Annotated in this window: 20 protein-coding genes and 1 pseudogene; 18 read left to right on the top strand and 3 right to left on the bottom strand. The window is 72.3% G+C overall.

Going from position 1 to position 22,510, the window contains the following annotated elements; all coding sequences use genetic code 11:
• The first annotated feature begins 369 nt into the window (after positions 1-369).
• From ABZ321_RS31650 to ABZ321_RS31630, 5 genes are all read left to right on the top strand, one after another.
• Positions 370-660, top strand: a complete 291-nt coding sequence (locus ABZ321_RS31650) for a DUF167 domain-containing protein (protein WP_344503932.1) — start codon at positions 370-372, stop codon at positions 658-660.
• Positions 657-2,159: a potassium/proton antiporter gene (locus ABZ321_RS31645; protein ID WP_344503933.1), complete on the top strand. Its 1,503-nt coding sequence runs from the start codon at positions 657-659 to the stop codon at positions 2,157-2,159. Before ABZ321_RS31650 ends, ABZ321_RS31645 begins: the two co-directional genes overlap by 4 nt.
• A 383-nt stretch (positions 2,160-2,542) precedes the next feature.
• Complete coding sequence (locus ABZ321_RS31640; RefSeq protein ID WP_344503934.1) at positions 2,543-2,956, top strand: TraR/DksA family transcriptional regulator; 414 nt, start codon at positions 2,543-2,545, stop codon at positions 2,954-2,956.
• Positions 2,957-2,970: 14 nt separating this feature from the next.
• Entirely contained in the window at positions 2,971-3,576 is a 606-nt protein-coding gene (lspA, locus tag ABZ321_RS31635) for a signal peptidase II (RefSeq protein ID WP_344504034.1), read from the top strand.
• On the top strand, positions 3,569-4,492 hold the full coding sequence (locus ABZ321_RS31630) for an RluA family pseudouridine synthase (protein WP_344503935.1): 924 nt from the start codon (positions 3,569-3,571) through the stop codon (positions 4,490-4,492). Before lspA ends, ABZ321_RS31630 begins: the two co-directional genes overlap by 8 nt.
• A gap of 58 nt (positions 4,493-4,550) precedes the next feature.
• On the opposite strand, the gene ABZ321_RS31625 is transcribed toward ABZ321_RS31630, so the two are convergent.
• The gene (locus ABZ321_RS31625; protein WP_354898061.1) at positions 4,551-6,044 is read right to left on the bottom strand and encodes a glycosyl hydrolase family 18 protein; all 1,494 of its coding nucleotides are present in this window, start codon (positions 6,042-6,044) and stop codon (positions 4,551-4,553) included.
• A 99-nt stretch (positions 6,045-6,143) separates the two neighbouring features.
• Between ABZ321_RS31625 and ABZ321_RS31620 the strand changes: the two genes are divergently transcribed.
• Both ABZ321_RS31620 and ABZ321_RS31615 read left to right on the top strand, forming a co-directional pair.
• Positions 6,144-6,944 (top strand): hypothetical protein, encoded by an 801-nt coding sequence (locus tag ABZ321_RS31620; protein WP_344503937.1) that lies wholly within the window; start codon positions 6,144-6,146, stop codon positions 6,942-6,944.
• 100 nt (positions 6,945-7,044) lie between these two features.
• Positions 7,045-8,166 carry an AAA family ATPase gene (locus tag ABZ321_RS31615; RefSeq protein WP_344504035.1) on the top strand — a complete coding sequence of 374 codons (1,122 nt, stop codon included), beginning with the start codon at positions 7,045-7,047 and terminating at the stop codon, positions 8,164-8,166.
• Here the strand turns inward: ABZ321_RS31615 and ABZ321_RS31610 are convergent.
• Entirely contained in the window at positions 8,154-9,500 is a 1,347-nt protein-coding gene (locus ABZ321_RS31610) for a transaminase (RefSeq protein ID WP_354898058.1), read from the bottom strand. The genes ABZ321_RS31615 and ABZ321_RS31610 overlap by 13 nt on opposite strands.
• A 47-nt stretch (positions 9,501-9,547) precedes the next feature.
• On the opposite strand from ABZ321_RS31610, the pseudogene dnaE reads away from it, so the two are divergent.
• Together dnaE and ABZ321_RS31600 are read left to right on the top strand one after the other, a co-directional pair.
• Positions 9,548-13,039 (top strand): annotated as a pseudogene (gene dnaE / locus ABZ321_RS31605) (DNA polymerase III subunit alpha); the annotation flags it as partial.
• A 131-nt stretch (positions 13,040-13,170) separates the two neighbouring features.
• Positions 13,171-14,334, top strand: a complete 1,164-nt coding sequence (locus ABZ321_RS31600; RefSeq protein ID WP_354898055.1) for a DUF2567 domain-containing protein — start codon at positions 13,171-13,173, stop codon at positions 14,332-14,334.
• A gap of 398 nt (positions 14,335-14,732) precedes the next feature.
• On the opposite strand, the gene ABZ321_RS31595 is transcribed toward ABZ321_RS31600, so the two are convergent.
• Positions 14,733-15,473: an LON peptidase substrate-binding domain-containing protein gene (locus tag ABZ321_RS31595; RefSeq protein ID WP_354898052.1), complete on the bottom strand. Its 741-nt coding sequence runs from the start codon at positions 15,471-15,473 to the stop codon at positions 14,733-14,735.
• 119 nt (positions 15,474-15,592) lie between these two features.
• On the opposite strand from ABZ321_RS31595, the gene ABZ321_RS31590 reads away from it, so the two are divergent.
• The 9 genes from ABZ321_RS31590 (at position 15,593) to hisF (ending at position 22,066) form a co-directional block, all read left to right on the top strand.
• Complete coding sequence (locus ABZ321_RS31590) at positions 15,593-16,255, top strand: helix-turn-helix domain-containing protein (RefSeq protein ID WP_344503941.1); 663 nt, start codon at positions 15,593-15,595, stop codon at positions 16,253-16,255.
• A 30-nt stretch (positions 16,256-16,285) separates the two neighbouring features.
• Positions 16,286-17,578 (top strand): histidinol dehydrogenase, encoded by a 1,293-nt coding sequence (hisD, locus tag ABZ321_RS31585; protein ID WP_344503942.1) that lies wholly within the window; start codon positions 16,286-16,288, stop codon positions 17,576-17,578.
• Entirely contained in the window at positions 17,575-18,651 is a 1,077-nt protein-coding gene (locus ABZ321_RS31580; protein ID WP_354898049.1) for a histidinol-phosphate transaminase, read from the top strand. Before hisD ends, ABZ321_RS31580 begins: the two co-directional genes overlap by 4 nt.
• Positions 18,648-19,262 carry an imidazoleglycerol-phosphate dehydratase HisB gene (hisB, locus tag ABZ321_RS31575; RefSeq protein ID WP_344503944.1) on the top strand — a complete coding sequence of 205 codons (615 nt, stop codon included), beginning with the start codon at positions 18,648-18,650 and terminating at the stop codon, positions 19,260-19,262. The genes ABZ321_RS31580 and hisB overlap by 4 nt, the downstream gene beginning before the upstream one ends.
• A 223-nt stretch (positions 19,263-19,485) precedes the next feature.
• Positions 19,486-19,632, top strand: a complete 147-nt coding sequence (locus ABZ321_RS31570) for a hypothetical protein (RefSeq protein WP_344503945.1) — start codon at positions 19,486-19,488, stop codon at positions 19,630-19,632.
• Between the two features lie 10 nt (positions 19,633-19,642).
• Positions 19,643-20,266, top strand: a complete 624-nt coding sequence (gene hisH / locus ABZ321_RS31565) for an imidazole glycerol phosphate synthase subunit HisH (RefSeq protein ID WP_344503946.1) — start codon at positions 19,643-19,645, stop codon at positions 20,264-20,266.
• Positions 20,259-20,573 carry a hypothetical protein gene (locus tag ABZ321_RS31560; protein WP_344503947.1) on the top strand — a complete coding sequence of 105 codons (315 nt, stop codon included), beginning with the start codon at positions 20,259-20,261 and terminating at the stop codon, positions 20,571-20,573. Before hisH ends, ABZ321_RS31560 begins: the two co-directional genes overlap by 8 nt.
• A gap of 3 nt (positions 20,574-20,576) precedes the next feature.
• A complete protein-coding gene (gene priA, locus ABZ321_RS31555; protein ID WP_354898044.1) occupies positions 20,577-21,308 on the top strand; it encodes a bifunctional 1-(5-phosphoribosyl)-5-((5-phosphoribosylamino)methylideneamino)imidazole-4-carboxamide isomerase/phosphoribosylanthranilate isomerase PriA in 732 nt (243 codons plus the stop codon).
• Positions 21,305-22,066, top strand: a complete 762-nt coding sequence (gene hisF / locus ABZ321_RS31550) for an imidazole glycerol phosphate synthase subunit HisF (RefSeq protein ID WP_344503949.1) — start codon at positions 21,305-21,307, stop codon at positions 22,064-22,066. Before priA ends, hisF begins: the two co-directional genes overlap by 4 nt.
• Positions 22,067-22,510: the final 444 nt, after the last annotated feature.

Genomic DNA, 22,510 nt, shown 5'->3' with positions numbered 1-22,510 from the left:
TAGACGACCTCGGGTGAGGCGTCCGTCGGCCTGCCTGCTCGCCCCCGGCTGAGCCGGCCTGGCCGGCGCCGCGACCGGGTGCTTACGCGCGGGCGGCCGTGCGGGCGAGGCGTCCGTGGCTGGCCTGGTCGTCGTGCTGGGGGCGACGGACCCGGCAGGGGCGTCGTTCGCGGGGCACGTCGGGGACCTCGGCGGTGACGGCGGCCTTGTCCTACACCGTAACGTATCGGGAGAAATTGATCTCGGAGTTATTACCTTAAGTAGCGGCAAAGTAGCTGCGGGTGTCGGGTGGTGGGAGGTGACCGGTCCGGGTGATGATCCACCGGTCTGGTCGATCGCCCACGAACGGGTGAACCTTCACAATAAGGCATGCCCACCATCGCGATCCGTGTCAAGCCGGGTGCCTCGCGCACCGCGGTCGGCGGGAGCCACGCCGGACCGTACGGCCCGGCGCTGATCGTCGCGGTCGGCGCCCGCCCCGTTGACGGGCAGGCCACCGAGGCCGCGCTGAAGGCCCTCGCCGGCGCGCTGGGGCTGCGGCCGTCGGCGCTGCGGCTGAAGGCGGGCGCCGCCAGCCGGGACAAGCTCGTGGAGCTGCCCGAGACGTTGCCGGAGGGGCACGCCGCACGGCTGGCCGCGCTGATGGACCCCTCGCATTGAGCCACGAGTTCAACCTGGCGCTGCTCATCGGCGCGGCGGTGCTGCTGGTCTGCGTGGGTGCGGTGCGTCTGTCGGTGCGGCTCGGTCTGCCCAGCCTTCTGGTGTACCTGCTGCTGGGTGTCGTGATCGGCGAGGCGGGGCTCGGCATCAACTTCGAGAACGCGGAGCTCACCCGTACCCTCGGCATCTGTGCGCTCGTGGTGATCATCGCCGAGGGTGGTCTGACGGCCCGCTGGTCGACGCTGCGTCCGGTGCTGGGGCCGGCCGTGGTGCTGTCGACGGTGGGCGTCGCGGTGAGTGTGGCGGTGGTCGGTGTGATCACGCACTTCGCGCTCGGCGCCGGTTGGCAGCAGTCGCTCCTGTACGGGGCGGTGCTGTCCTCCACGGACGCCGCGGCCGTCTTCTCCACGCTGCGCAGGATGCCGGTCCGGCCGCGGCTCGCCGCGATCCTGGAGGCCGAGTCCGGCATCAACGACGCGCCGGTGGTGATCCTGGTCGTGCTGCTGTCGCTGCCGGAGGGGGTCACCGGCCCGTGGTGGGAGCAGCTGGGCCTGGTCGGCTACGAGCTGCTCGCCGGCGCCGTCATCGGGCTCGTCGTCGGGTTGGGTGGGGCCTGGGCGCTGCGCCGCGCCGCGCTGCCGTCCGCCGGCCTGTACCCCCTGGCCGCGGTCGGCTTGACCGTGCTGGCGTACGCGGTCGGCTCCGTCGCGCACGCGTCGGGCTTCCTGGCGGTGTACGTGACCGGTGTCGTGCTCGGCAACTCCCGGCTGCCGCACCGCAGGGCCATGCTCGGTTTCGCGGACGGGTTGGCGTGGCTCGCCCAGATCGGGCTGTTCGTGCTGCTCGGCCTGCTCGCGTCGCCCAGCGAGCTCGGCGCCGCGGTGCTGCCGGCGCTGGTCGTCGGCCTGGTGCTGATCCTGCTCGCGCGGCCGCTGTCGGTGCTGGTCAGCGTCACCCCGTTCCGGTACGGCTGGCGCGACCAGGCGTTCCTGTCGTGGGCGGGGCTGCGCGGCGCGGTCCCGGTCGTGCTCGCCACGATCCCGCTGTCGGCCGGCCTGCCGGGCGCGCAGACGCTGTTCAACGTCGTGTTCGTGCTGGTCGTGGTCTACACGGCGGTGCAGGGGGTGACGCTGCCACCGGTCGCGAAGCGGCTGGGCGTGGCGGCACCCGGCGAGACGACCGACCTGCAGGTGGAGTCGGCGCCGCTGGAGCGGATGGGCGCTGACCTGCTGCAGCTTGAGGTGCCGGTCGGCTCGAAGCTCAACGGCGTGCACGTGGACGAGCTACGATTGCCTGTCGGTGCGGTCGTGACGCTGGTGCTTCGCGACGGCGGCGCGTTCGTGCCGGAATCGCAGACCCGCCTCAAGACCCGCGACAGTCTGCTGATCGTCGCCACCGAGCAGGTGCGTGACGCGGCGGAGCGCAGGCTGCGAGCGGTGAGCAGGCGAGGAAGACTTGCGCGCTGGTTTGCCGAACATGGCGAGGATCGGCGCCAATAACTGATCCAATTGGTCGGAATGCGTGTGGCATGTTTGTCGGACGCGTGTACATTCCGTATTCTTGCCAGCCACTGGAGTGCGCGACGGCGCGTCGCGCGCCCGTTTTGCATCTGGGGGAAGCCATGGCCGAGCGAGCGGGTGGCGTGCCGAAAGGCACGTCCGCGAGCACCGCCGGGCAGCATGACGCCGCTGATGTGACGCGTGTGACCACTGTGACAACAGCACAGAAACGCGGCACTCGGCAAGCGGCGGCTCGGGGGAACAGCACCACGTCGGCGCAGAGCAAGCGCGGCAACACTGGGGGGCTTGCGGACGACGCGGGCGGCTCAGGCACCACATCCAACACGTCGCCGATCGCCGCTCGTGCGGCCAAGGGAGCCACGATGGCCAAGACCGCCGAACCGAAGACCGCCGCAGCCAAGGCCCGTGGCACGCGCACCGCCGCGGAGACGGAGAAGATCCGCGTCGCGCTGATCGAGCGGCGCGACGAGCTCAAGGCGGAGCACGACCAGACCCTGGCCGAGATCGCCGAGCTGCAGCAGCACCGGCTCACCGACTCGGCGGGCGACGACCAGGCCGATACCGGCACCAAGACGTTCGAGCGCGAGCAGGAGATCACCCTCGCCAACAACATCCTCGAGCGGGTCAACCAGGTCGAGCGGGCCCTGGAGCGGCTCGACGAGGGCGGCTACGGCTGGTGTGAGAAGTGCGGCAACGCGATCCCGGTCGAGCGGCTGGCGGCGTTCCCGTCGGCTACGCTCTGCGTCACCTGCAAGCAGTTGGAGGAGCGGCGCTGACCACCCAGGACGACATCACCACGACCACCCCCCGCGGCAGCCGGCGAAAGGCCTGGAGCCTGTTCGGCGCTGTCGCGGTCGTGGTGATCGGCATCGACCTCGCGGTGAAGGAGTGGACCACCTCCGTCATCGCGCACGGCGAGCCGGTGAAGCTGCTCGGCGGCCTGATCTATGTGATCTACGCCCGCAACAGCGGCGCGGCATTCAGCATGTTCAGCGACCTGACGTGGGTCTTCCCGATCATCGCCTCGGCGGTGATCGCCTGGCTGCTCGTCATGGTCCGCACGACCGTCTCTGTGCCATGGGCGGTCGCGCTCGGCCTCATCCTGGGCGGCGCCACGGGCAACCTCGGCGACCGGATCTTCCGGGCGCCGAAGCCGTTCCACGGGCACGTCGTGGACATGTTCAGCTTCCTCGACGACCACGCGGGGCACTTCCCGGTGTTCAACATCGCCGACTCGGCGCTGACGGTCGGCGTGGCGCTGGCGATCCTGCTGGAGTTCACGGGCCGCCGCCGCGACGGCACCCGGGCCGGGAAGGGCGAGCCCGCCGAGTCCAACCCGCTCTCGCTGGGCTACGGGCCCAGCGGCCGGGTCGGCAAGGACCCCAGCGATGCGTGAGACCCGGTCGATGCCCGTCCCCGACGGGCTCGACGGCAGCCGCCTGGACCAGGCGCTTACCAGGCTGTTCGGCTTCAGCCGGACCGTGGCGGCGGCGCTGGTCGAGGCGGGTGACGTCGCCGTCGACGGGCAGATCCGGGCGAAGTCCGACAAGGTCACCGGTGGCGCCTGGCTCGAGGTGACCCTGCCCGCGCCGCCGTCGGAGGTCACGGTCGAGGCCATCCCCGTCGACGGCCTGCGCATCGTGTACAGCGACGACGACATCGTCGTGGTCGACAAGCCGGTCGGTGTCGCCGCGCACCCGAGCCCGGGCTGGACGGGTCCGACGGTCATCGGCGGGCTCGCCGCGATGGGGCTGACGATCGCGACCAGCGGCGCCGCCGAGCGCCAGGGGGTCGTGCACCGCCTCGACGTCGGCACCACCGGGCTCATGGTCGTCGCGAAGAGCGAAATGGCCTACAGCATCCTGAAGCGGGCGTTCAAGGACCGCGAGGTCGAGAAGCGGTACCACACGGTCGTCCAGGGCCACCCGGACCCGTTGCGCGGCACCATCGACGCCCCGATCGACCGGCATCCCGGCCACGACTACAAGTTCGCGGTCGTCTCCGGCGGCCGGCCGAGCATCACGCACTACGACACGATCGAGGCGTTCCCGTCGGCGAGCCTGCTCGACGTCAAGCTGGAGACGGGGCGCACCCACCAGATCCGGGTGCACTTCTCCGCGCTGCGGCACCCGTGCGTCGGTGACACCACGTACGGCGCGGATCCGACGCTGTCGGCCCGGCTGGGGCTGGGGCGGCAGTGGCTGCACGCCCGGGAGCTGGGCTTCATCCACCCGCGTGAGGGCGAGTACGTGTCGTTCGTCAGCGACTACCCGCAGGACCTCAGCAACGCCCTGGAGGTCCTCGCGGCCTGACCGCCGTGGTCCGGCCGTGGATGAACCGCGGCGGTCAGGTTTCTTGGCGAAGACAGTGCTACACGAGGGTGACGTCGTCGGCGTAGATCGTGCCCGTGCCGTACCAACCGTGCACCCACACCTTGATCGAGGTGGAGCTGCCCGTGTTGACCGTGACGGTGAGCTTCGTCCAGGTCGATCCGCCCGGCGTCCAGGTGCTCACGTCGCCGGTGCCGGTGGTGGCGCCGAGGAACGCGTAGTTGCCCTGCACCCAGGCGCTCAGCGTGTACGTGCGGTTCGCAGACACGCCGACGGTCTGCGAGCACTGCGCGGTGTCCGAGCTGGACGCGGCCGCCTTGAGCGCCTTCGTGCCGCCGTGCACGGGGGTGGTGACGACGCTGCCGAGCGCGCACGTCCACGGGCTCAGGGCACCGGTCTCGAAGCCGCCGTTGACGATGCCGCTGCCGGGCGGGGTGCTCGGGCTCGGGCTCGTGCTGGGGCTGGTGCTCGGGCTCTTCGACACCGACGGGCTGGGCGAGCCGGGGCCGCTGTCGCCGCTGGTGAACGGGTTGAAGATGTGGGAGAACTCCCAGGTCTGCTGCTGGATGCCGGAGCAGTTGTCGGCCGCCGCGCCGCCGGGGCAGCTGCCGTTGTCGCGTTGCAGCGCCCAGAACGACAGCGCCGCGATGCCCTGCTGGTTGGCCCAGTTGAGCACGGTACGGGCGTCGGCGAGGGTGAACGTCTCGGCGGGGCCGAAGTCGTCGACGCCGATCATCTCGGTGACGCCGATCATGGCCCACCGCTGCGCCGCCGTCTTGGCCGGCCACAGCTGCCCGAGCTGCGTGTGCAGCCCGTTGGACGCGGTGATCGTGTCCTGGGCCATCTGGTGCGGCTGGTTGTCGTAGTAGTCGAACGTCATCTGGTTGACGTAGTCGATCCGGGCGTTGTTGGTGACCGCGTTGCGCAGCACGGCGAGGCCGCTGGGGGCGAGCCCGGTCGTGGTGGTCGGCAGCGTGTACTGGAACTGCACGGTCCGGCCGTTGGCGGCGGCCCAGTCCTCGGTCAGCTTGATCGCCTTGTTGCGCCGGTCGATGCCCGCGGTGTTGGTCAGCGAGTTGTCCTCGATGTCCAGGTCGATGCGGGTCACGTCGTACGTGGTGATCACCTTCTGGAACTGGGCGGCGATCTGGTTGACGTCGGTGCAGCTGTCGGCGATCTCGGTGCCGCCGTTGTCGGCCGCGTAGCCGCCGAAGCTGGGGATGACGTCGCCGCCGCGGGCGCGGATCGCGGCGATGTCGGCGCCGAACGTCGAGTTCGCGATCGGCATGGACGTGTCGCCGTTGAAGTAGACGGTGCACGAGCCGCGGGTCGCGGTCTGGACGAAGGCCAGGGTCAGGTGCTTGACCCCGGACTGCTGGGACAGCCCGTTGAGGCTGTCGCCGTTGTACGCCTCGAAGTACGGGGCGAACACGTGGGCGGGGAGCGTGGCGGCCGCCTGGGCGGGGGCGGCGACCATGAACGCGACGGCGGCACCGAGGGCGGCGACGGCGGTCGCGATGGCGGGAGCTCTCACGAAGGCACCTTTCTATTAGGAAACCTTCCTGATAGATAGTCTTCACTGGTCACCCCTGTCAAGAGGCGTGCAACTTGCCTGTGCGACGCTCGACGCGCGATGAACTTCTTCCAGCGGCTCGACCAGCGGCTGCTCCCCGCCGCCGGCAACGTCCTCGCCCGGCTGTTCCGGGGCGCCGTCCGCCTGCGCGTCTTCACCGCCGTGGTCGCGCTGGTCGCGGTCACGGCGACCCTGCTGGTCGTCCACGGCGCGCAGCGGCACCAGCGCAGCGACCCCTCCCTGGGCGACGTGCTGCGCGTCGGCGTCGACGAGGGCGGCTCGATCCCGGTGTACGTGCGGAGCTCCGCCGACGAGCTGGCCGCACTCACGGGTGAACAGTCCGTGTACGCGCTGGTGTCGTTCACCGCGTACCTCGGCCCCGACCGGCTGACCCCGGTGCTCTCGGGTGTCGCCCTGTCGAGTGTCTTCGCGCGGGTGCCGCTGCCGGGCGAGCAGACGGAGCTGGTCCGTCTCGGCGCCTACGAGGTGCCCTCCGACGTGGTGAAGGCGATGGACGCGACCGCCGCCCGCAAGACCGGGGAGGCCGCGCACTACCGACAGCTGCTCGACAAGGCCGCCGACCAGCCCGGCGACGTCCGTGCCGTGTACCTCGACGGGGCGATCATCGCCGACAAGGAGGCGACCGCGTACCGGGAGCACTGCTCGTGCGTCTACGCCGCGGTGATCTACGCCGCGCCGGCCGGGCTGCGGGCCGTCGCGGCCCGCCCGGAGACCCGCGCCGTCGATCCGATCACCGACCTGCGCCGCCTCGACCGGACGGTGTTCCTGCCGCCGCTGCCAGAGCAGGCACAGGTCGCGGGGCCTCTGTCGGCCGCCTCCGCGTCGGCCGGTCCGTCCTGAGGCGATATCTCTTCGGCCTGTCGTGCAGTTGATGCAGGGGATGCTCCCGCAGGTGTGGTCCGAATAGTGTTCGGTCCGTAGCCTGGGGTACGGGTGGACGCTGCGGTGCGGAGGGAGGGCCAGCGTGGCAGAGCGGGCCGATGCCAGTTGGGACAGGTCGTCGGAGCCGCCCGCCCGTTGGCGCTCGCTGCTGGACCGGGCCCTGCTCGGCCGGTCAAGCCCGGGTGATCTGGATTACGACGGAAGGTTCGAGCGCCCCAGCGCCCCATATCCGCCCGCGCGGCCCTACGATGACGAGCCAATGCATCCCAACGGCACGCGCCCCCTCGCCGACGCTCCGTCGCAGCGTCGGGTCGTCGACCCCTATGAGAGTCGTCGAGGTCCTCAGGTGGAGTATCAAGCCCGCCCGGCGGACCCGACCGAGCAGATGGTGCAGGTCCTGCGCCAGGAGATCCCGACCCCCAAGGTCCTCGCCTTCGCCAACCCGAAGGGCGGGGTCCACAAGACCACCGCGACCGTGCTGACCGCCGCCACCATCGGCAGCGTGCGCGGCAAGGGCGTCATCGCCTGGGACGACAACGAGCTGCGCGGCACCCTCGGCCTGCGCGCCGGCAGCGCCCGGCACGCCCGCACCATCCGGCACCTCATCGCCGACCTCGTCCGGGTGGAGAACGCCTCCGGCTACGACCTGTACGACCAGCTCGACGACTACCTGCGGCACGCCTCGGACGGCTCGTACGACGTCCTCGCCGGCGAGGAGAACCCGCGCTTCGCGCAGCGGCTCGACCCGCACACGGTGCGCCGCGTCCTGGAGCTGCTGCGCCGCACCCACGACGTGATCTGCGTCGACACCGGCAACAACGTGGAGAGCCCCAACTGGCAGACCGTCCTGCAGACCGCGGACCAGCTGGTCGTGACCAGCGTCCCGCGGGAGGACGCGGCGTTCACGGCCGACTGGATGCTCGACCTGCTCGACGAGGCCGGCATGGACGAGCTCGTCGCCAACGCGGTGACCCTGCTGTCCTGCCCGACGCCCAACCCGACGCCGCTCATCGACGACCTGGCCGGGCACTTCCGCTCCCGGACCAGAGCCGTCGTCGTCGTGCCGTACGACCCGGCGCTCGAGAGCGGCTCCAACATCGAGTACACGATGCTGGCGCCGGCGACGAAGCGCGCGTGGCTGCGGGCGGCGGCCGTGATGATGGACCCCTACGCGCGCTGAAGCTCCTCGATCGCCGCGCCGAACACGACGGCGTGCTGATCCACCTGCTGTTCCGTGGTGGCCGGTGACATGAGCGCCATGTTGTGGAACGGCGTGAGCAGGATGCCCCGGTTCGCCAGGTACACGTGCAGGTAGTCCTCAAGGTCCGCGTCCGCGGCTTTCGCGCTGTCGGTGCCGTTGCGCGGGGCCGGGTTCGCGAAGCGGTACTCGACGCGGGCGCCGAGCCGGCTCACCGACCACGGCAGGCCGTGCGAGTCGATGACCTGCTTCGTGCCTGCCTCGAACCGCTCCGCGAGGCGCTCCATCCCGGTGAACGCCTCGTCGGTCAGCACGTGCTCCAGGGTCGCCCTGGTCGCGGCGATGGACAGCGCGTTGCCGGCGAGGGTGCCGCCGACGCCGCCCATGTCGATGAGGTCGAGGTCCTTTCGCTGACCGATGTGCCGTGCGATCTCGGTGGAGAGCCCGTAGGCGGCCGCCGGGATGCCGCCGCCGATCGCCTTGCCGATCGTGACCACGTCCGGCTCCAGCCCCCAGCGTCCCGTGGCGCCGCCCGGGCCGGCGGAGAACGTGTGGGTCTCGTCGTTGACCAGGTACGTGCCGTACTTCCGCGTCAGCTCCCGCACGCCTTCGAGGTAGCCCGGCTCCGGCAGCACGATGCCGATGTTGGTCAGGGCCGGCTCCATGACGACCGCGGCGACGTCGCCGTGCGCGAGCTCGCGCTCGAGGCCTTCGAGGTCGTTGTACTCCGCGACCCGGCTGGTGGTGGTGACGTCGCAGGGGGCGCCGACGTTGCCCTCGCGGCTGCGCGGGCCCTGGTCGCTCGTCACGATCAGCGACTCGTCGACCGACCCGTGGTAGCAGTAGCTGTTGAAGAGGATCTTCGGCCGTCCGGTGACGGCGCGCAGCAGGCGGATGGCCCAGCGGTTGGCGTCGGTGGCGGTGAGCGCGAAGCTCCACTCGGTGACGCCGAACCGCCTGGTGAGCTCCTTGCCCACCCAGGCCGCGTCCGGGGTGGGGAGCATGGCGCAGGCGCCGTTCGCGAACTGCTCCTGCGCCGCCTTCCGAGTCGCCTCCGGGGCGTGCCCCGCCATGGCGGCCGTGTCGCCGAGGCAGAAGTCGGTGTACTCGTGACCGTCGACGTCGGTGAGCGTCGCGCCCCGGGCCGTGGCCAGGTAGAGCGGGAAACCGGCGGCGTTCTTGTTCATCCAGGTCATCGGGACGCGGCCGAACAGGTTCCCGGCGTTCGCGTACTCCTCGGCGGAGCGTGGGTTACGGTCGGCGAAGGCGGCTCGCTCGCGGCGCAACAGTGCGCCCAGACGGTCACGGTCGATCATGCTGCGAGTCTCGCAAAGTGTCGTACCCCGGGGATAGGTTCTGCGACGTGGGGGAGTCGTTCGTACATCTGCACGTGCACACCGAGTATTCGATGCTGGACGGGGCCGCCCGGCTCGGGTCCCTGTTCTCCGAGGCGGCCCGGCTCGGCCAGCCCGCGCTCGCCATGACCGACCACGGCAACATGTTCGGTGCCTACGACTTCCACCGGCAGGCCGTCGCCGCCGGGATCAAGCCGATCCTCGGCATCGAGGCGTATCTGACCCCCGGCACCCACCGGGGCGACCGCACCCGGGTCCGCTGGGCGGCCGGCGGCGAGGACGACGTCTCCGGCGGCGGCGCGTACACGCACCTGACCATGCTCGCCGCCGACGAGACCGGGCTGCGCAACCTGTTCAGGCTGTCGTCGCGGTCCAGCATCGAAGGCTACTTCTACAAGCCGCGCGCCGACCGTGAGCTGCTGGCCGAGTATTCGCGCGGGGTGATCGCCACCACCGGCTGCCCCTCCGGCGAGGTGCAGACGCTGCTGCGCATCGGCGACTTCGAGCGGGCCTGCGCCGCGGCCGCCGAGCTGCGCGACATCTTCGGCCCCGGCAACCTGTATCTCGAGCTGATGGACCACGGCCTCGGCATCGAGACCCGCGTCCGGCAGGACCTGCTGCGGCTCGGCAAGCGGCTCGGCCTGACCCCGGTCGCCACCAACGACCTGCACTACACGCACCCCGGCGATGCCGACGCCCACGAGGTGCTGCTGTGCGTGCAGTCCGCGACGACCCTCGCCGACCCGAAGCGGTTCAAGTTCGACGCCCGCGACTTCTACCTCAAGTCCGCCGGGGAGATGCGCGCCCTGTGGGACGCCGAGGTGCCCGGCGCCTGCGACGCCACCCTCGCCGTCGCGGAGCGCATCGGTTCCTACGCGCCGGTGTTCGCGCACCGCGACCTCATGCCGCGGTTCCCGGTGCCGGAGGGCGAGACCGAGGACTCGTGGCTGCGGGCCGAGGTGCTGCGCGGCCTGGCCCGGCGCTTCCCGGCGGGGATCCCGGCCGACCACGCCCGCCAGGCCGACTATGAGCTGTCCGTGATCAGCAGCATGGGCTATCCGGGCTACTTCCTCGTCGTCGCCGACCTCGTCGCCCACGCCCGCCGCGAGGGCATCCGGGTGGGTCCCGGCCGCGGCTCCGCCGCCGGCGCCCTCATCGCGTATGCGCTCGGCATCACCCAGCTCGACCCGCTCGAACACGGGCTGCTCTTCGAGCGGTTCCTCAACCCCGAGCGGGTCAGCATGCCCGACATCGACATGGACTTCGACGAGCGCCGCCGCGGCGAGGTCATCCGCTACGCCACCGAGCGCTATGGCGACGACCGCGTCTCCCAGATCATCACGTTCGGCACGATCAAGGCGAAGGCCGCGATCAAGGACTCGGCCCGGGTCCTCGGCCTGCCGTTCTCCGTCGGCGAGCGGATCACGAAGGTCGTCCCGCCGCCGGTGCTCGGCCGCGACATGCCGCTCAGCGGCGCCTTCGACCAGGCCCACCCGCGCTACCAGGAGGCCGCCGAGCTGCGCCGGCTCTACGAGGGCGAGCAGGAGGTCCGCACCGTCGTCGACACCGCCCGCGGCCTCGAAGGGCTCAAGCGGCAGTGGGGTGTGCACGCCGCCGGCGTCATCCTGTCCCGCGAGCCGCTGCTCGACGTGCTGCCCGTCCACCGCCGCGAGCAGGACGGCGCGATCATCACCCAGTGGGACATGGGCGCGTGCGAGGACATCGGCCTGCTCAAGATGGACCTCCTCGGCCTGCGCAACCTCACCATCCTCGACGACGCCCTCGACGCGATCCGGCAGAACCGGGGGGTCGACCTCGCGGTGGAGAGCGTGCCGCTCGACGACAAGGCGACCTACGAGCTGCTGTCCCGCGGCGACACGATCGGCGTCTTCCAGTTCGACGGCGGCCCCGTCCGCGCCCTGCTGCGCTCCATGGCGCCCGACGCGTTCGCCGACATCTCCGCCGTCGGCGCGCTCTACCGGCCCGGCCCGATGGGCGCCAACGCGCACACCGAATACGCCGACCGCAAGAACGGGCGCCGCCCCGTCACCCCGATCCACCCCGAGCTGGCCGAGCCCCTCGCCGACATCCTCGGCGACACCTACGGCCTGATCGTCTACCAGGAGCAGGTCATGGCGATCGCGCAGCGCGTCGCCGGCTACTCCCTCGGCGCCGCCGACCTGCTGCGCCGCGCAATGGGCAAGAAGAAGAAGGAGATCCTCGACCGCGAGTTCGCGCCGTTCTCCGCCGGCATGCGCGAGCGCGGCTATTCCGCCGACGCGATCCGCACCCTGTGGGACCTGCTCGTGCCCTTCTCCGACTACGCGTTCAACAAGGCGCACAGCGCGGCCTATGGGCTCGTCGCCTACTGGACCGCGTACCTGAAGGCCAACTATCCCGCCGAGTACATGAGCGGGCTGCTCACCTCGATCGGCGGCGACAAGGACCGCTCCGCCTTCTACCTCGCCGAGTGCCGCCGGATGGGCATCCGCGTCCTGCCACCCGACGTCAACGCCTCGCAGGGCCGCTTCTCCGCCGTCGGCGCCGACATCCGCTTCGGCCTCAGCGCCGTGCGCAACGTCGGGCCGGCGGTCGTCGCGGCGATCGTGCGCGCCCGGCCGTACACCGACTTCTACGACTTCCTCGCCAAGGTCGACCAGGTCGTGTGCAACAAGAAGACGATCGAGTCGCTCATCAAGGCCGGCGCCTTCGACTCCCTCGGCCACACCCGGCGCGGCCTGATCGCCGTCCACGCCGACGCCGTCGAGTCCGTCATGATCACCAAGCGCAACGAGGCCATCGGCCAGTTCGACCTGTTCGGCTCCGCGGCCCTCGTCGCGTCGCCGCCCGTCCCCGCCATCGAGTGGGACAAGGCGGAGCGGCTCGCCTTCGAGCGCGAGATGCTCGGCCTCTACGTCTCCGACCACCCGCTGCGCGGGCTGGAGGAGGTGCTGCGCCGCTCCGCCGACCGTTCCGTGGCCGCCCTCGCCGACGAGGAGACCGTGCCCGACGGCACGTCCGTGATCCTCGCGGGCATCCTCTCCGGCGTGCAGCGCCGCGTCACCCGCCAGGGCCGCCCGTGGGCGTCGGCGACGCTGGAGGACCTGGACGGCGCCGTCGAGGTGATGTTCTTCCCCAACACGTATGAGCTGATCGGGCAGTACATCGCCGAGGACGCGGTGGTGTCGGTGAAGGGTCGCGTCGACCGCCGCGAGGAGGCGCCCCGCCTGATGGCCGGCGACCTGTCCGTCCCCGACCTGACCGCCCCGGCCGCTCCCGCCGACGGGCCGCTGGTGCTCTCCCTGCCGCCGGACCGGTGCACCACGCCGCTCGTCGAGCGGCTGCGGGAGGTCGTCGGCCGGCATCCCGGCCCCACCGAGGTGCAGGTCGACCTGGTCAACGGCCCGAGGCGCACCCTCATCTCGATCGGGCCGCAGCGGGTCACGGTCACCGCCGAGCTGCTCCGGGAGCTCACGTCGCTGCTGGGGCCGGCCGCGGTGCCCGGCGGCGGTGTGCCCGCCGGCGGTGGTTCGACCGGCGATGTGCCTCCCGGCGGTGGCCCGGCGGGCGGTGTGCCCGCGGGCGGCGGCACGGGTCGGGGCGCCGGCGCCGGGCCTGGCAGGATGGGATGGTGAGCATCGCCCCGATCGAGCCGATCGACCAGCCGGAGCTTCCCAAGCCGTCCCCGCCGCGGCGCCGGTCACTCGGGCTGGAGGCCCTGTTCGGCCTGATCGTCGCCGCCGTGGTGGTCGCGCTCGGCGCCCCCGTCGGCCTGCTGTGGTCGTGGATCGCGCCGAAGGTGGAGCTGGTCCAGACGCCGTATGGCCCCTATCCCATCGACGGCGAGCCCGAAGGCTACTTCGCCGACGACGGCTGGTTCATGATCCTCGGCGCGGCGGCCGGGATTCTGATCGCCGTCGCCGCCTGGGTCATCCTGCGCCGCTACCGGGGCCCGTTCATCCTCGCCGGCCTCGTCGTCGGCTCGGCCGCGGCGGCCGCCCTGGCTGCGTGGCTCGGCAACAAGATCGGCTATGCGCACTACCTCGACCTGGCCGAGCACGCCCCCGTCGACACCCACATCTTCCGCCCCGCCAAGGTCCGCGCCGGCGAGGCCAGCCTGTGGCACGGCTTCGTCCCGTGGGTCCGTGGATCCCTGCTCATCCAGGCCCTCGTGGCCGCCGTGGTGTACACGTGCCTCGCGGGCTTCCACACGTCGCCCACCCTGACCCACGACCCTGACCCGGACGTGCCCACCGGCGACCCGTACCACGCCGGCTACCCGGACGGCGGCGGCCCCTATGCCGGCTACCCGGACGGCGGCGGCCCCTACGCCGGCCACCCGGACAACGTGGGCCCCTACGCCGGCCCCGCCCATCCCGTGTTCGGCTCACTCGACCCTGCCCGGCCCGGCCCCGTCTACCCCGGCCCCGCCGCCCAGCACGGCTTCGATCAGCCCGCTCAGCCCTGGCCCGCGCCCGAGCACCCCGGCTATCCGCATCCCGGCCACGGCGGCCCCCCGACCGACGCCTCCTTCAGCCAACCCACCACCGGGGGCGAGTCTCCAGCAAGCCCTTCACCGTGGCCCGCCCCGCCCACCGGCACCCAGTCCAGCACCGGCACCCCGGCCGCTGGCGGTCAGCCCACCCCTCAGCCACACGACGATCCCGCACCGGGCCGCCCCGACCTCCGCAAGCCCGCCTCCGGTCCGTCCGGTGCGGCTGCCCAGACCTCCGCAGGCCAACACGACGCCGCCCCGCCTGGCGCCTCGACCCCACCCGCACCCGACCCGACCTGATCCGCACCCGACCCGACACGACCCAGCCCGACCCGGTCCGCATCTCCAGCCCCGAGAGCCCAACCCCGACGCTGAGCCACCTCCCCGTCCTCGGGTCGTGCCCGTTCGTGGTCGCCCGTTCTCGGCACCGCCTCAGGTCCGGCTCATCCCCGTCATCGTCCCGTGTCGCGGGCGCGGGTTCGGCCTGGTCCTGTCCCTGGCCTTGTGCTGGGCACCGCTTCGGGGGCGGACTCGTTTCCGTCCGTCCGTGGTCTCGGAGCGGCACTGGCTACGGTCCGACTCATCCCGTCCTTGCGCGGCCCTGTCCGTGGTCTCGGGAACGGCCCTGCCTTCGGCCTGGCTTGTCGCCGTCCCCGTGCCGTGTCCGGGCGAGGCTGGCGGCGCAGGGGCTGCGGGGGTCAGTTCGGGCTGGAGGGGACGGCCAGGTCGGACAGGGCGACCGGGACGGCGCGGACCTGGCCGAGGAGGGCGGCCTCGCGGCGGAGGAGGGCGCGTTCGGCTTTCAGGCGGCTGGTCGTGTCGGGCTCGGCGAGCAGTGACTGCCGGTCCTCCAGGGTCAGCGACGCCGTGGCGGCGACCAGGTGTGACAGGACGGTCGGGTCGTCGGGCAGCTGCTCGCCGTCGCCGTCCTCGTCGCTGCGGACCGCCTTCAGGTACTGCTGGAACGCGGCGAGGACGCCGGCCGCCAGTTCCTCCTCGCGGTCGGGTTCGCCCTTCGGCTCGGGGAGCCATTCGATCTCGCCGGTGAGGTACGGGGCGTCGTTGCGGGCGAGGCCGAGCAGGCGGAAACGGCGGCGGCCGACGGTCATGAGGTCGAAGCGGCCGTCGGCGAGCTCGGTCAGCTGGCGGATCTCGGCGGCGCAGCCGATCTCGTACAGCGACAGGGCCTCGCCGGCGGTGATCGACGCGTCGGTGGTCTCTCCGACCTCCCCCTCGACGCGGCCGACTTCCCAGCCGCGGCGGATCGCGATCACGCCGAACTCGCGCGGGAGGTCGGCGGGCAGCTCCGCGAGGTGCTGGACGAGCGTGCGGTAGCGGGGCTCGAACACGTGCAGGGGCAGGACCAGCCCCGGGAACAGCACGGTGCCGAGAGGGAACAGCGGCAGGAGGGTCCGCTCGGGTTCGTTCGCTTCCTCCACGGGCGAAGCCTAGCCGAGCGGACCCCGTTTGCCGCACCGTGACGGCTACTGCGAAACAGATGAGCGTCGAATGAGGCAGACCGGAACGGTCCGTTCCGCTCAGGCGGTACAGTGGCGGCATGACGAACCTGTCCGGCCGGCGTGTGCAGGCGGCCCGCAACGACGGTGTGATCCTCGCCGCGGCGCGCGACGTGTTCCTGGAGGACCCGAAGGCGCCGATCGCCGCCGTCGCCGAGCGGGCCGGGGTCGGGATCAGCGCCTTGTACCGGCGGTACAAGGGCAAGGACGACCTGCTCCGCACGCTGTGCCACGACGGTCTGCGCACCTTCGTCGCGGAGGCGGAGGCGGCCGCCGAGGAGCCGGACGGGTGGGCGGCGCTGGTGCGGTTCCTGCGCGGGGTCGTCGAGGCGGACGTGCACTCGCTCACCGTGCACCTCGCCGGCACGTTCACCTCGACCCCAGAGATGCGCGCGGATGCGGTGCGGGCGGGTGTGCTCGCGGGTGACCTGGTGCGGCGGGCGCACGAGGACGGCGGGCTGCGCCCGGACGTCGTGGTGGCGGACGTCACGCTGATCCTGGAGGCGTGCGCGGCGATCCGCGTGCCGGACCGCGACCGCACCGCCGAGCTGCGCCGCCGCCAGCTGGCCCTGCTGCTGGACGGGATGCGGCGGGACGGCACTGACCTGCGGTCCGTGCTGCCCGGCCCGCCGCCGGACGCGGCCGAGCTGAACTGGCGCTGGGCGCAATCCCGACAGCCCGCACAGCGGGACGCGACCGAATAATTGTCGGTGGTTCCGCCTAGACTCCCAAGGGTGCTGAACCGGATCGACCTGCGCGGCTCCACCACGGATCCGCGCCGTCTGCTGCCCCGTGCCGCCCTGGATGTCTCCGTCGCCACCGAGCAGGTGCGCCCGATCGTCGAGGCGGTCCACGAGCATGGGGCGAGCGCGGTCCGTGACGCCACCCGCCGGCTCGACGGGGTGGAGCTGACCGACCTGCGGGTGCCGGCCGAGGCGATCGCCAAGGCCGAGGCCGGGCTCGACCCGGCCGTGCGGGCCGCGCTGCTCGAGTCGATCAAGCGGGCCCGCAAGGTCCACGGCGACCAGCGGCGCACCGAGGTGACGACCTTGCTGAGCACCAGCGGCACCGTCACGCAGCGGTGGGTGCCGGTCCGCCGGGTGGGGCTCTATGTGCCGGGCGGTCTCGCCGTGTACCCGTCGAGCGTGATCATGAATGTGGTGCCGGCGCAGGTCGCGGGCGTGCCGTCGATCGCGGTCACCAGCCCGCCGCAGAAGGACACCGGCCTGCCCAACGTCAACATCCTGGCGGCGTGCGCGCTGCTCGGCGTCGACGAGGTCTACGCGGTCGGTGGCGCGCAGGCGGTCGCCATGTTCGGCTATGGCGACCAGGAAGGCTGCGAGCCGGTCGACATGATCACCGGCCCGGGCAACATCTGGGTCACCGCCGCCAAGCGCATGCTCCGCGGCATCGTCGGCATCGACGCCGAGGCGGGGCCGACCGAGATCGCGATCCTCGCCGACGACACCGCCGACCCGCGGCACGTCGCGGCCGACCTGATCAGCCAGGCCGAGCACGACCCGCTCGCCGCGAGCGTCCTCGTCACGCCGTCGCTGGAGCTCGTCGAGGCCGTCGAGGCGGAGGTCGCCCGGCAGGTAGCGGCGACCAAGCACCTGCAGCGGGTCACCGAGGCGCTCACCGGCACCCAGTCGGCCACGGTCATCGTCGACGACCTGGAGCAGGGGCTGCGGGTCGTCGACGCCTACGGTGCCGAGCACCTGGAGATCCAGACCCGCGACGCGCGGGCCGTCGCCGAGCGCGTCTGGAACGCGGGCGCCATCTTCGTCGGCGCCTGGTCGCCGGTGTCGCTCGGCGACTACTGCGCGGGGTCCAACCACGTGCTGCCCACCGGTGGCTGCGCCCGGCACTCGTCGGGGCTGTCGACGCAGACGTTCCTGCGCGGCGTGCAGCTCATCGAATACGGGCGCGACGCCCTCGCCGAGGTGGCCGACCACGTCGTCGCCCTGTCCGAGGCCGAGGATCTGCCGGCGCACGGCGCCGCCGTGAAGGTGAGGTTCGCACAGTGACCGGCCTGCAGGACCTGCCGCTCCGCGACGAGCTGCGCGGGCTGACGCCCTATGGCGCGCCCCAGCTCGACGTGGCCGTGCGGCTCAACACCAACGAGAACTCGTATCCGCTGCCCGACGAGGCCGTCGCGGAGATGGAGAAGGCCCTCTCCGCCGTCCTGCGCGACCTCAACCGCTACCCGGACCGCGACGCCGTCGCCCTGCGCACCGACCTCGCCGCATACCTGCGGCACGGGCTGACCTGGCGCAACACGTGGGCGGCCAACGGGTCCAACGAGATCCAGCAGCAGCTGCTGCAGACGTTCGGCGGGCCGGGCCGCACCGCGCTCGGCTTCACCCCGTCGTATTCGATGCACCCGCTGCTCGCCGCCGGCACCGGCACCGCGTGGATCGACGGGCGGCGCGACGCCGATTTCACGCTGACCGCCGAGCACGCCGTCGCGAAGGTCCGCGAGCACCGGCCCGACGTGGTCATCCTCTGCTCGCCCAACAACCCGACCGGCACCGCGCTGCCGCTCGACGTGGTGCGGGCCGTCGCCGAAGCGGCCGACGGGATGGTGATCGTCGACGAGGCGTATGCGGAGTTCGCGCGCCCCGGCACGCCGTTCGCGCTGTCGCTGATCGAGCGGTTCCCGCGGCTGGTCGTCACCCGCACGATGAGCAAGGCGTTCGCGCTCGCCGGCGGGCGGGTCGGCTATCTCGCGGCCGGCGAGGCCGTCGTCGACGCCGTGCAGCTGGTGCGGTTGCCGTATCACCTGTCGGCGCTGACCCAGGCCGCAGCGCGGGCGGCGCTCGCGCACACCGGCGCGCTCCTGTCGACCGTCGACGCGGTCAAGGCCCAGCGCGACCGGATCGTCGAGACGCTGCGCGGCTGGGGCCTGACGGTCGCCGACAGCGACGCCAACTTCGTGCTCTTCGGCGCGCCCCGCGGCGACAGCAAGGGTGTCTGGCAGGCGCTGCTCGACCGCGGCGTGCTGATCCGCGACGTCGGCGTCCCCGGCTGGCTGCGGGTCACCGCCGGCACGCCCGAGGAGACCGACGCTTTCCTGAACGCACTGGAGGAGTTGCTGTGAGTCGCACCGCCAAGATCGAGCGGGTCACCAAGGAGACCAAGGTCTCCGTGGAGCTCGACCTCGACGGCACCGGGGTCGGCGAGATCTCGACCGGCGTGGGCTTCTACGACCACATGCTCAACCAGATCGCCAAGCACGGCGGGTTCGACCTGCGGGTGCACACCGTCGGCGACCTCGAGATCGACGCGCACCACACGGTCGAGGACACCGCGCTCGCGCTCGGCGCCGCGTTCGCCGAGGCGCTGGGCGACAAGGCGGGCGTCACCCGCTATGGCAACGCCCAGGTCCCGCTCGACGAGGTCCTGGCCTCCGCCGTCGTCGACCTGTCGGGGCGGCCCTACATGGTCCACGACGAGCCGGCGAACATCGCCCCGCACATCGGCGGCAACTACCCGACCAGCCTGACCCGGCACATCTGGGAGTCGTTCGCCCACTCGGCCCGGGTCACGCTGCACGTCAGCATCCTGCGGGCGGGCCGGCACGGCGCCCAGCCCGACGCGCACCACATCGTCGAGGCCCAGTTCAAGGCGGTCGCCCGGGCGCTGCGCCAGGCGTGCGCGCTCGACCCCCGCAACGCCGGCGTGGTGCCCAGCACCAAGGGCGCCCTGTGAGCGGTGTCCTGTCCGGCCGCGCGGCGCGCGGCGCTCTGGCCGGCGTCGCTGGGCGTGGTGCCTCGGGCCGTGCCGTCGGGGATGACGCCGTCGGCGGTCGCGCCTTGGGCCGCGCCGCTGGGCGCGCCGCTCGCCGCGCCGCTGGGCGCGGTGCTTCCTTCGGGGGCGGCGGGGTGCCGGTGGGTGCCGGTCGGCTCGGCGGCGCCGGATCGGTGGCCGGCCCGTGGTGAGCATCCTGCTGCTCGGGCTCGCCGGGCTGCTGCTTGGCGGCGCGCTGTCGCTGCGGCAGCAGAGCACGTCGAAGGTGCCGTTCGTGATCACGCTGCTGCTCGCCGCCGTCGCCGCGGCCGGCGGGCTGCTCTGGCTGTAAAGGGGACGGCATGAAGAAGGTGGTCATCCTCGACTACGGCTCCGGCAACCTGCGCTCCGCCGAGCGGGCCGTCGCCAGGGTCGGCGCCGAGGTCGAGGTCACGTCCGACCTGGGCAAGGCGGCCCGGGCCGACGGGCTTGTCGTGCCGGGCGTCGGGGCGTATGCGGCCTGCATGGCCGGTATCGACGAGCTCGGCGCCGGCCCGACGATCGCCGAGCGGGTCCGCGTCGGCGCGCCGGTGCTCGGCATCTGCGTCGGCATGCAGGTGCTGTTCGAGGAGGGCGAGGAGCACGGCGTCGTCACCAAGGGCCTCGGCCTCGCGCCCGGCACGGTGACCGGGCTGCGCGCCCCGGTCGTGCCCCACATGGGGTGGAACACGGTGACCTGGCCCGCCGGCACGGTCCTGGGCGCCGGCCTGCCCGCCGACACCCGGTTCTACTTCGTGCACTCCTACGCGCCCACGCCCGTGGAGGCCCAGCGGGCCGCGGGCATCGAGGTCGCGACCACGGTGCACGGCGAGCCGTTCGTCGCCGCGTTCGAGTCGGAGGTGCTGCGAGCCACCCAGTTCCACCCGGAGAAGTCCGGCGACGCGGGGGCGACGCTGCTGTCCAACTGGCTCGGCAGCCTTGTCTAAGGAACGCGCCCGGCGGCGGGCGGTGCTGGAGGCCGAGCGGGCCGAGCGCCTGCTCAAGGCCGAGCGCCGTCGCCGCCGGCGGATCGCCGCCCGGCGGCTGGTGCCGAAGGTCAAGATCGGCCGGACCGGTAAGCTTTTCGCACGTCGTTCCCGTGGCCAGCGCTCCGTCATCATCTTGCTCGTCCTGGTGGCACTCACGTTCATCTGGCTGCTCGTCGACACCGTCGCGGCCCGGATCGGCCTCAGTGCCCTCGTCATCGTCGCCACCCCGGCGCTCACCGTGCTCGTTCTGGACCGAAGGATCTAACCCATGGCCCTGCAGCTCCTGCCCGCAGTCGACGTCGCCGACGGCCAGGCGGTCCGTCTCGTCCAGGGCGCCGCCGGCAGCGAAACCGCCTACGGCGACCCGCTCGAGGCCGCCCTCGCCTGGCAGCGGCAGGGCGCCGAGTGGATCCACCTGGTCGACCTCGACGCCGCGTTCGGCCGGGGCTCCAACGCCGAGCTCCTCGCCGACGTCGTCCGCCGCCTCGACGTGCAGGTCGAGCTGTCCGGCGGCATCCGCGACGAGGCCTCGCTGCGGGCGGCCCTGTCGACCGGTGCGACCCGGGTCAACCTCGGCACCGCCGCCCTGGAGAACCCCGACTGGTGCGACCACGTCTGCGCGACGTACGGCGAGCAGGTCGCGGTCGGGCTCGACGTCCGCGGTCACCAGCTCGCCGCGCGCGGCTGGACCAAGGAGGGCGGCGACCTGTTCGAGGTGCTCGACCGCCTGGAGCGCGCCGGCTGCGCCCGCTACGTCGTCACCGACGTCATGCGCGACGGCACCCTCACCGGGCCCAACCTGACCCTCCTGCTGGAGGTCACCGGCCGCACCAAGAAGCCGGTCATCGCCAGCGGCGGCGTCTCCAAGCTCGACGACCTGCGCCAGCTCGCCGCCCTCGAACCCGCCGGCGTCGAGGGCGTCATCGTCGGCAAGGCCCTGTACGCGGGCGCCTTCGACGTCACCGACGCCCTCCAGGTCCTGGCCGAGCAGCCGTCATGACCGTCGCGGTGCGGGTCATCCCGTGTCTTGACGTCGACGCGGGCCGGGTCGTCAAGGGCGTCAACTTCGTCAACCTCCGCGACGCCGGCGACCCGGTGGAGCTCGGCGCCGCGTACGACGCCGCGGGCGCCGACGAGCTGGTCTTCCTCGACGTGACGGCCTCGTCCGACGGGCGCTCCACGATGCTCGACGTGGTCCGCCGGACCGCGGAGACGGTGTTCATCCCGCTCACCGTCGGCGGCGGCGTCCGCGCCGTCTCCGACGTCGACACCCTCCTGCGCGCCGGCGCGGACAAGGTCGGGGTCAACACGGCCGCGATCGCCCGGCCGGAGCTGATCGCCGAGATCGCCGAACGGTTCGGCAACCAGGTGCTGACGCTGTCGCTGGACGTGCGCCGGGCCGCGGGCCAGCCGAGCGGCTTCGAGGTGACCACCCACGGCGGCCGCCGCGGCGCGGGCCTCGACGCCGTCGAGTGGGCCGCCCGGGTCGCCGAGCTCGGCGCGGGTGAGATCCTGCTCAACTCCATGGACGCCGACGGCACCAAGGACGGCTTCGACCTGGAGCTCATTAAGGCCGTCCGCGAGGTCGTGACGATCCCGGTCATCGCCAGCGGCGGCGCGGGTGCCCTGGAGCACTTCGCCCCGGCGGTGGCCTCCGGCGCCGACGCGGTCCTCGCCGCCAGCGTCTTCCACTTCGGCGATCTCTCCATCGGCGACGTCAAGACCACCCTCCGGGACGCCGGTCACCCCGTCCGCTGACAACTGCTGGGGTGTGCGCCGGTCCGGCGGGCGGTCGACCCGGCCGTGCCCTGGGCGAGGCGTGGCGTGGGGCCGCTCCACGGACGTGGGCGTGGCTGGAATGACTGGCGTGCCGTGATCCGGTCGGTCTTGTACCGGTGGCCGCACGACGTCTTCCGGATCATGAATGGTTGGCGGGAGCGTCTCCGGTGGACAGTGCGGGAGGACCCGGCCGTTCCGAGGGCGGTTTGCTGGGCGGACCGGTTAGGCGCGGCGGTTGCCGTAAGGCCGTTGGATGCGGTGGATTGCGCTGCCCTGTGGGCGGGCGAGCGTAAGGCTGTGTGGGGGTCGTTACCCCGATATGGGGCTGGGTGGGTGGACCGGCCTGCTCGTGAGGGGGCGAGGGACGTCGTGCGATCACCGGTTCTGGGGGTCAGCCTGGAGATCGCACAGCGTCTTGGTGGC

Source organism: Dactylosporangium sp. NPDC006015 (assembly GCF_040614215.1).
GTDB classification, from domain to species: Bacteria; Actinomycetota; Actinomycetes; order Mycobacteriales; family Micromonosporaceae; genus Dactylosporangium; species Dactylosporangium maewongense.
This window is presented reverse-complemented; position numbering and strand designations above follow the sequence as displayed.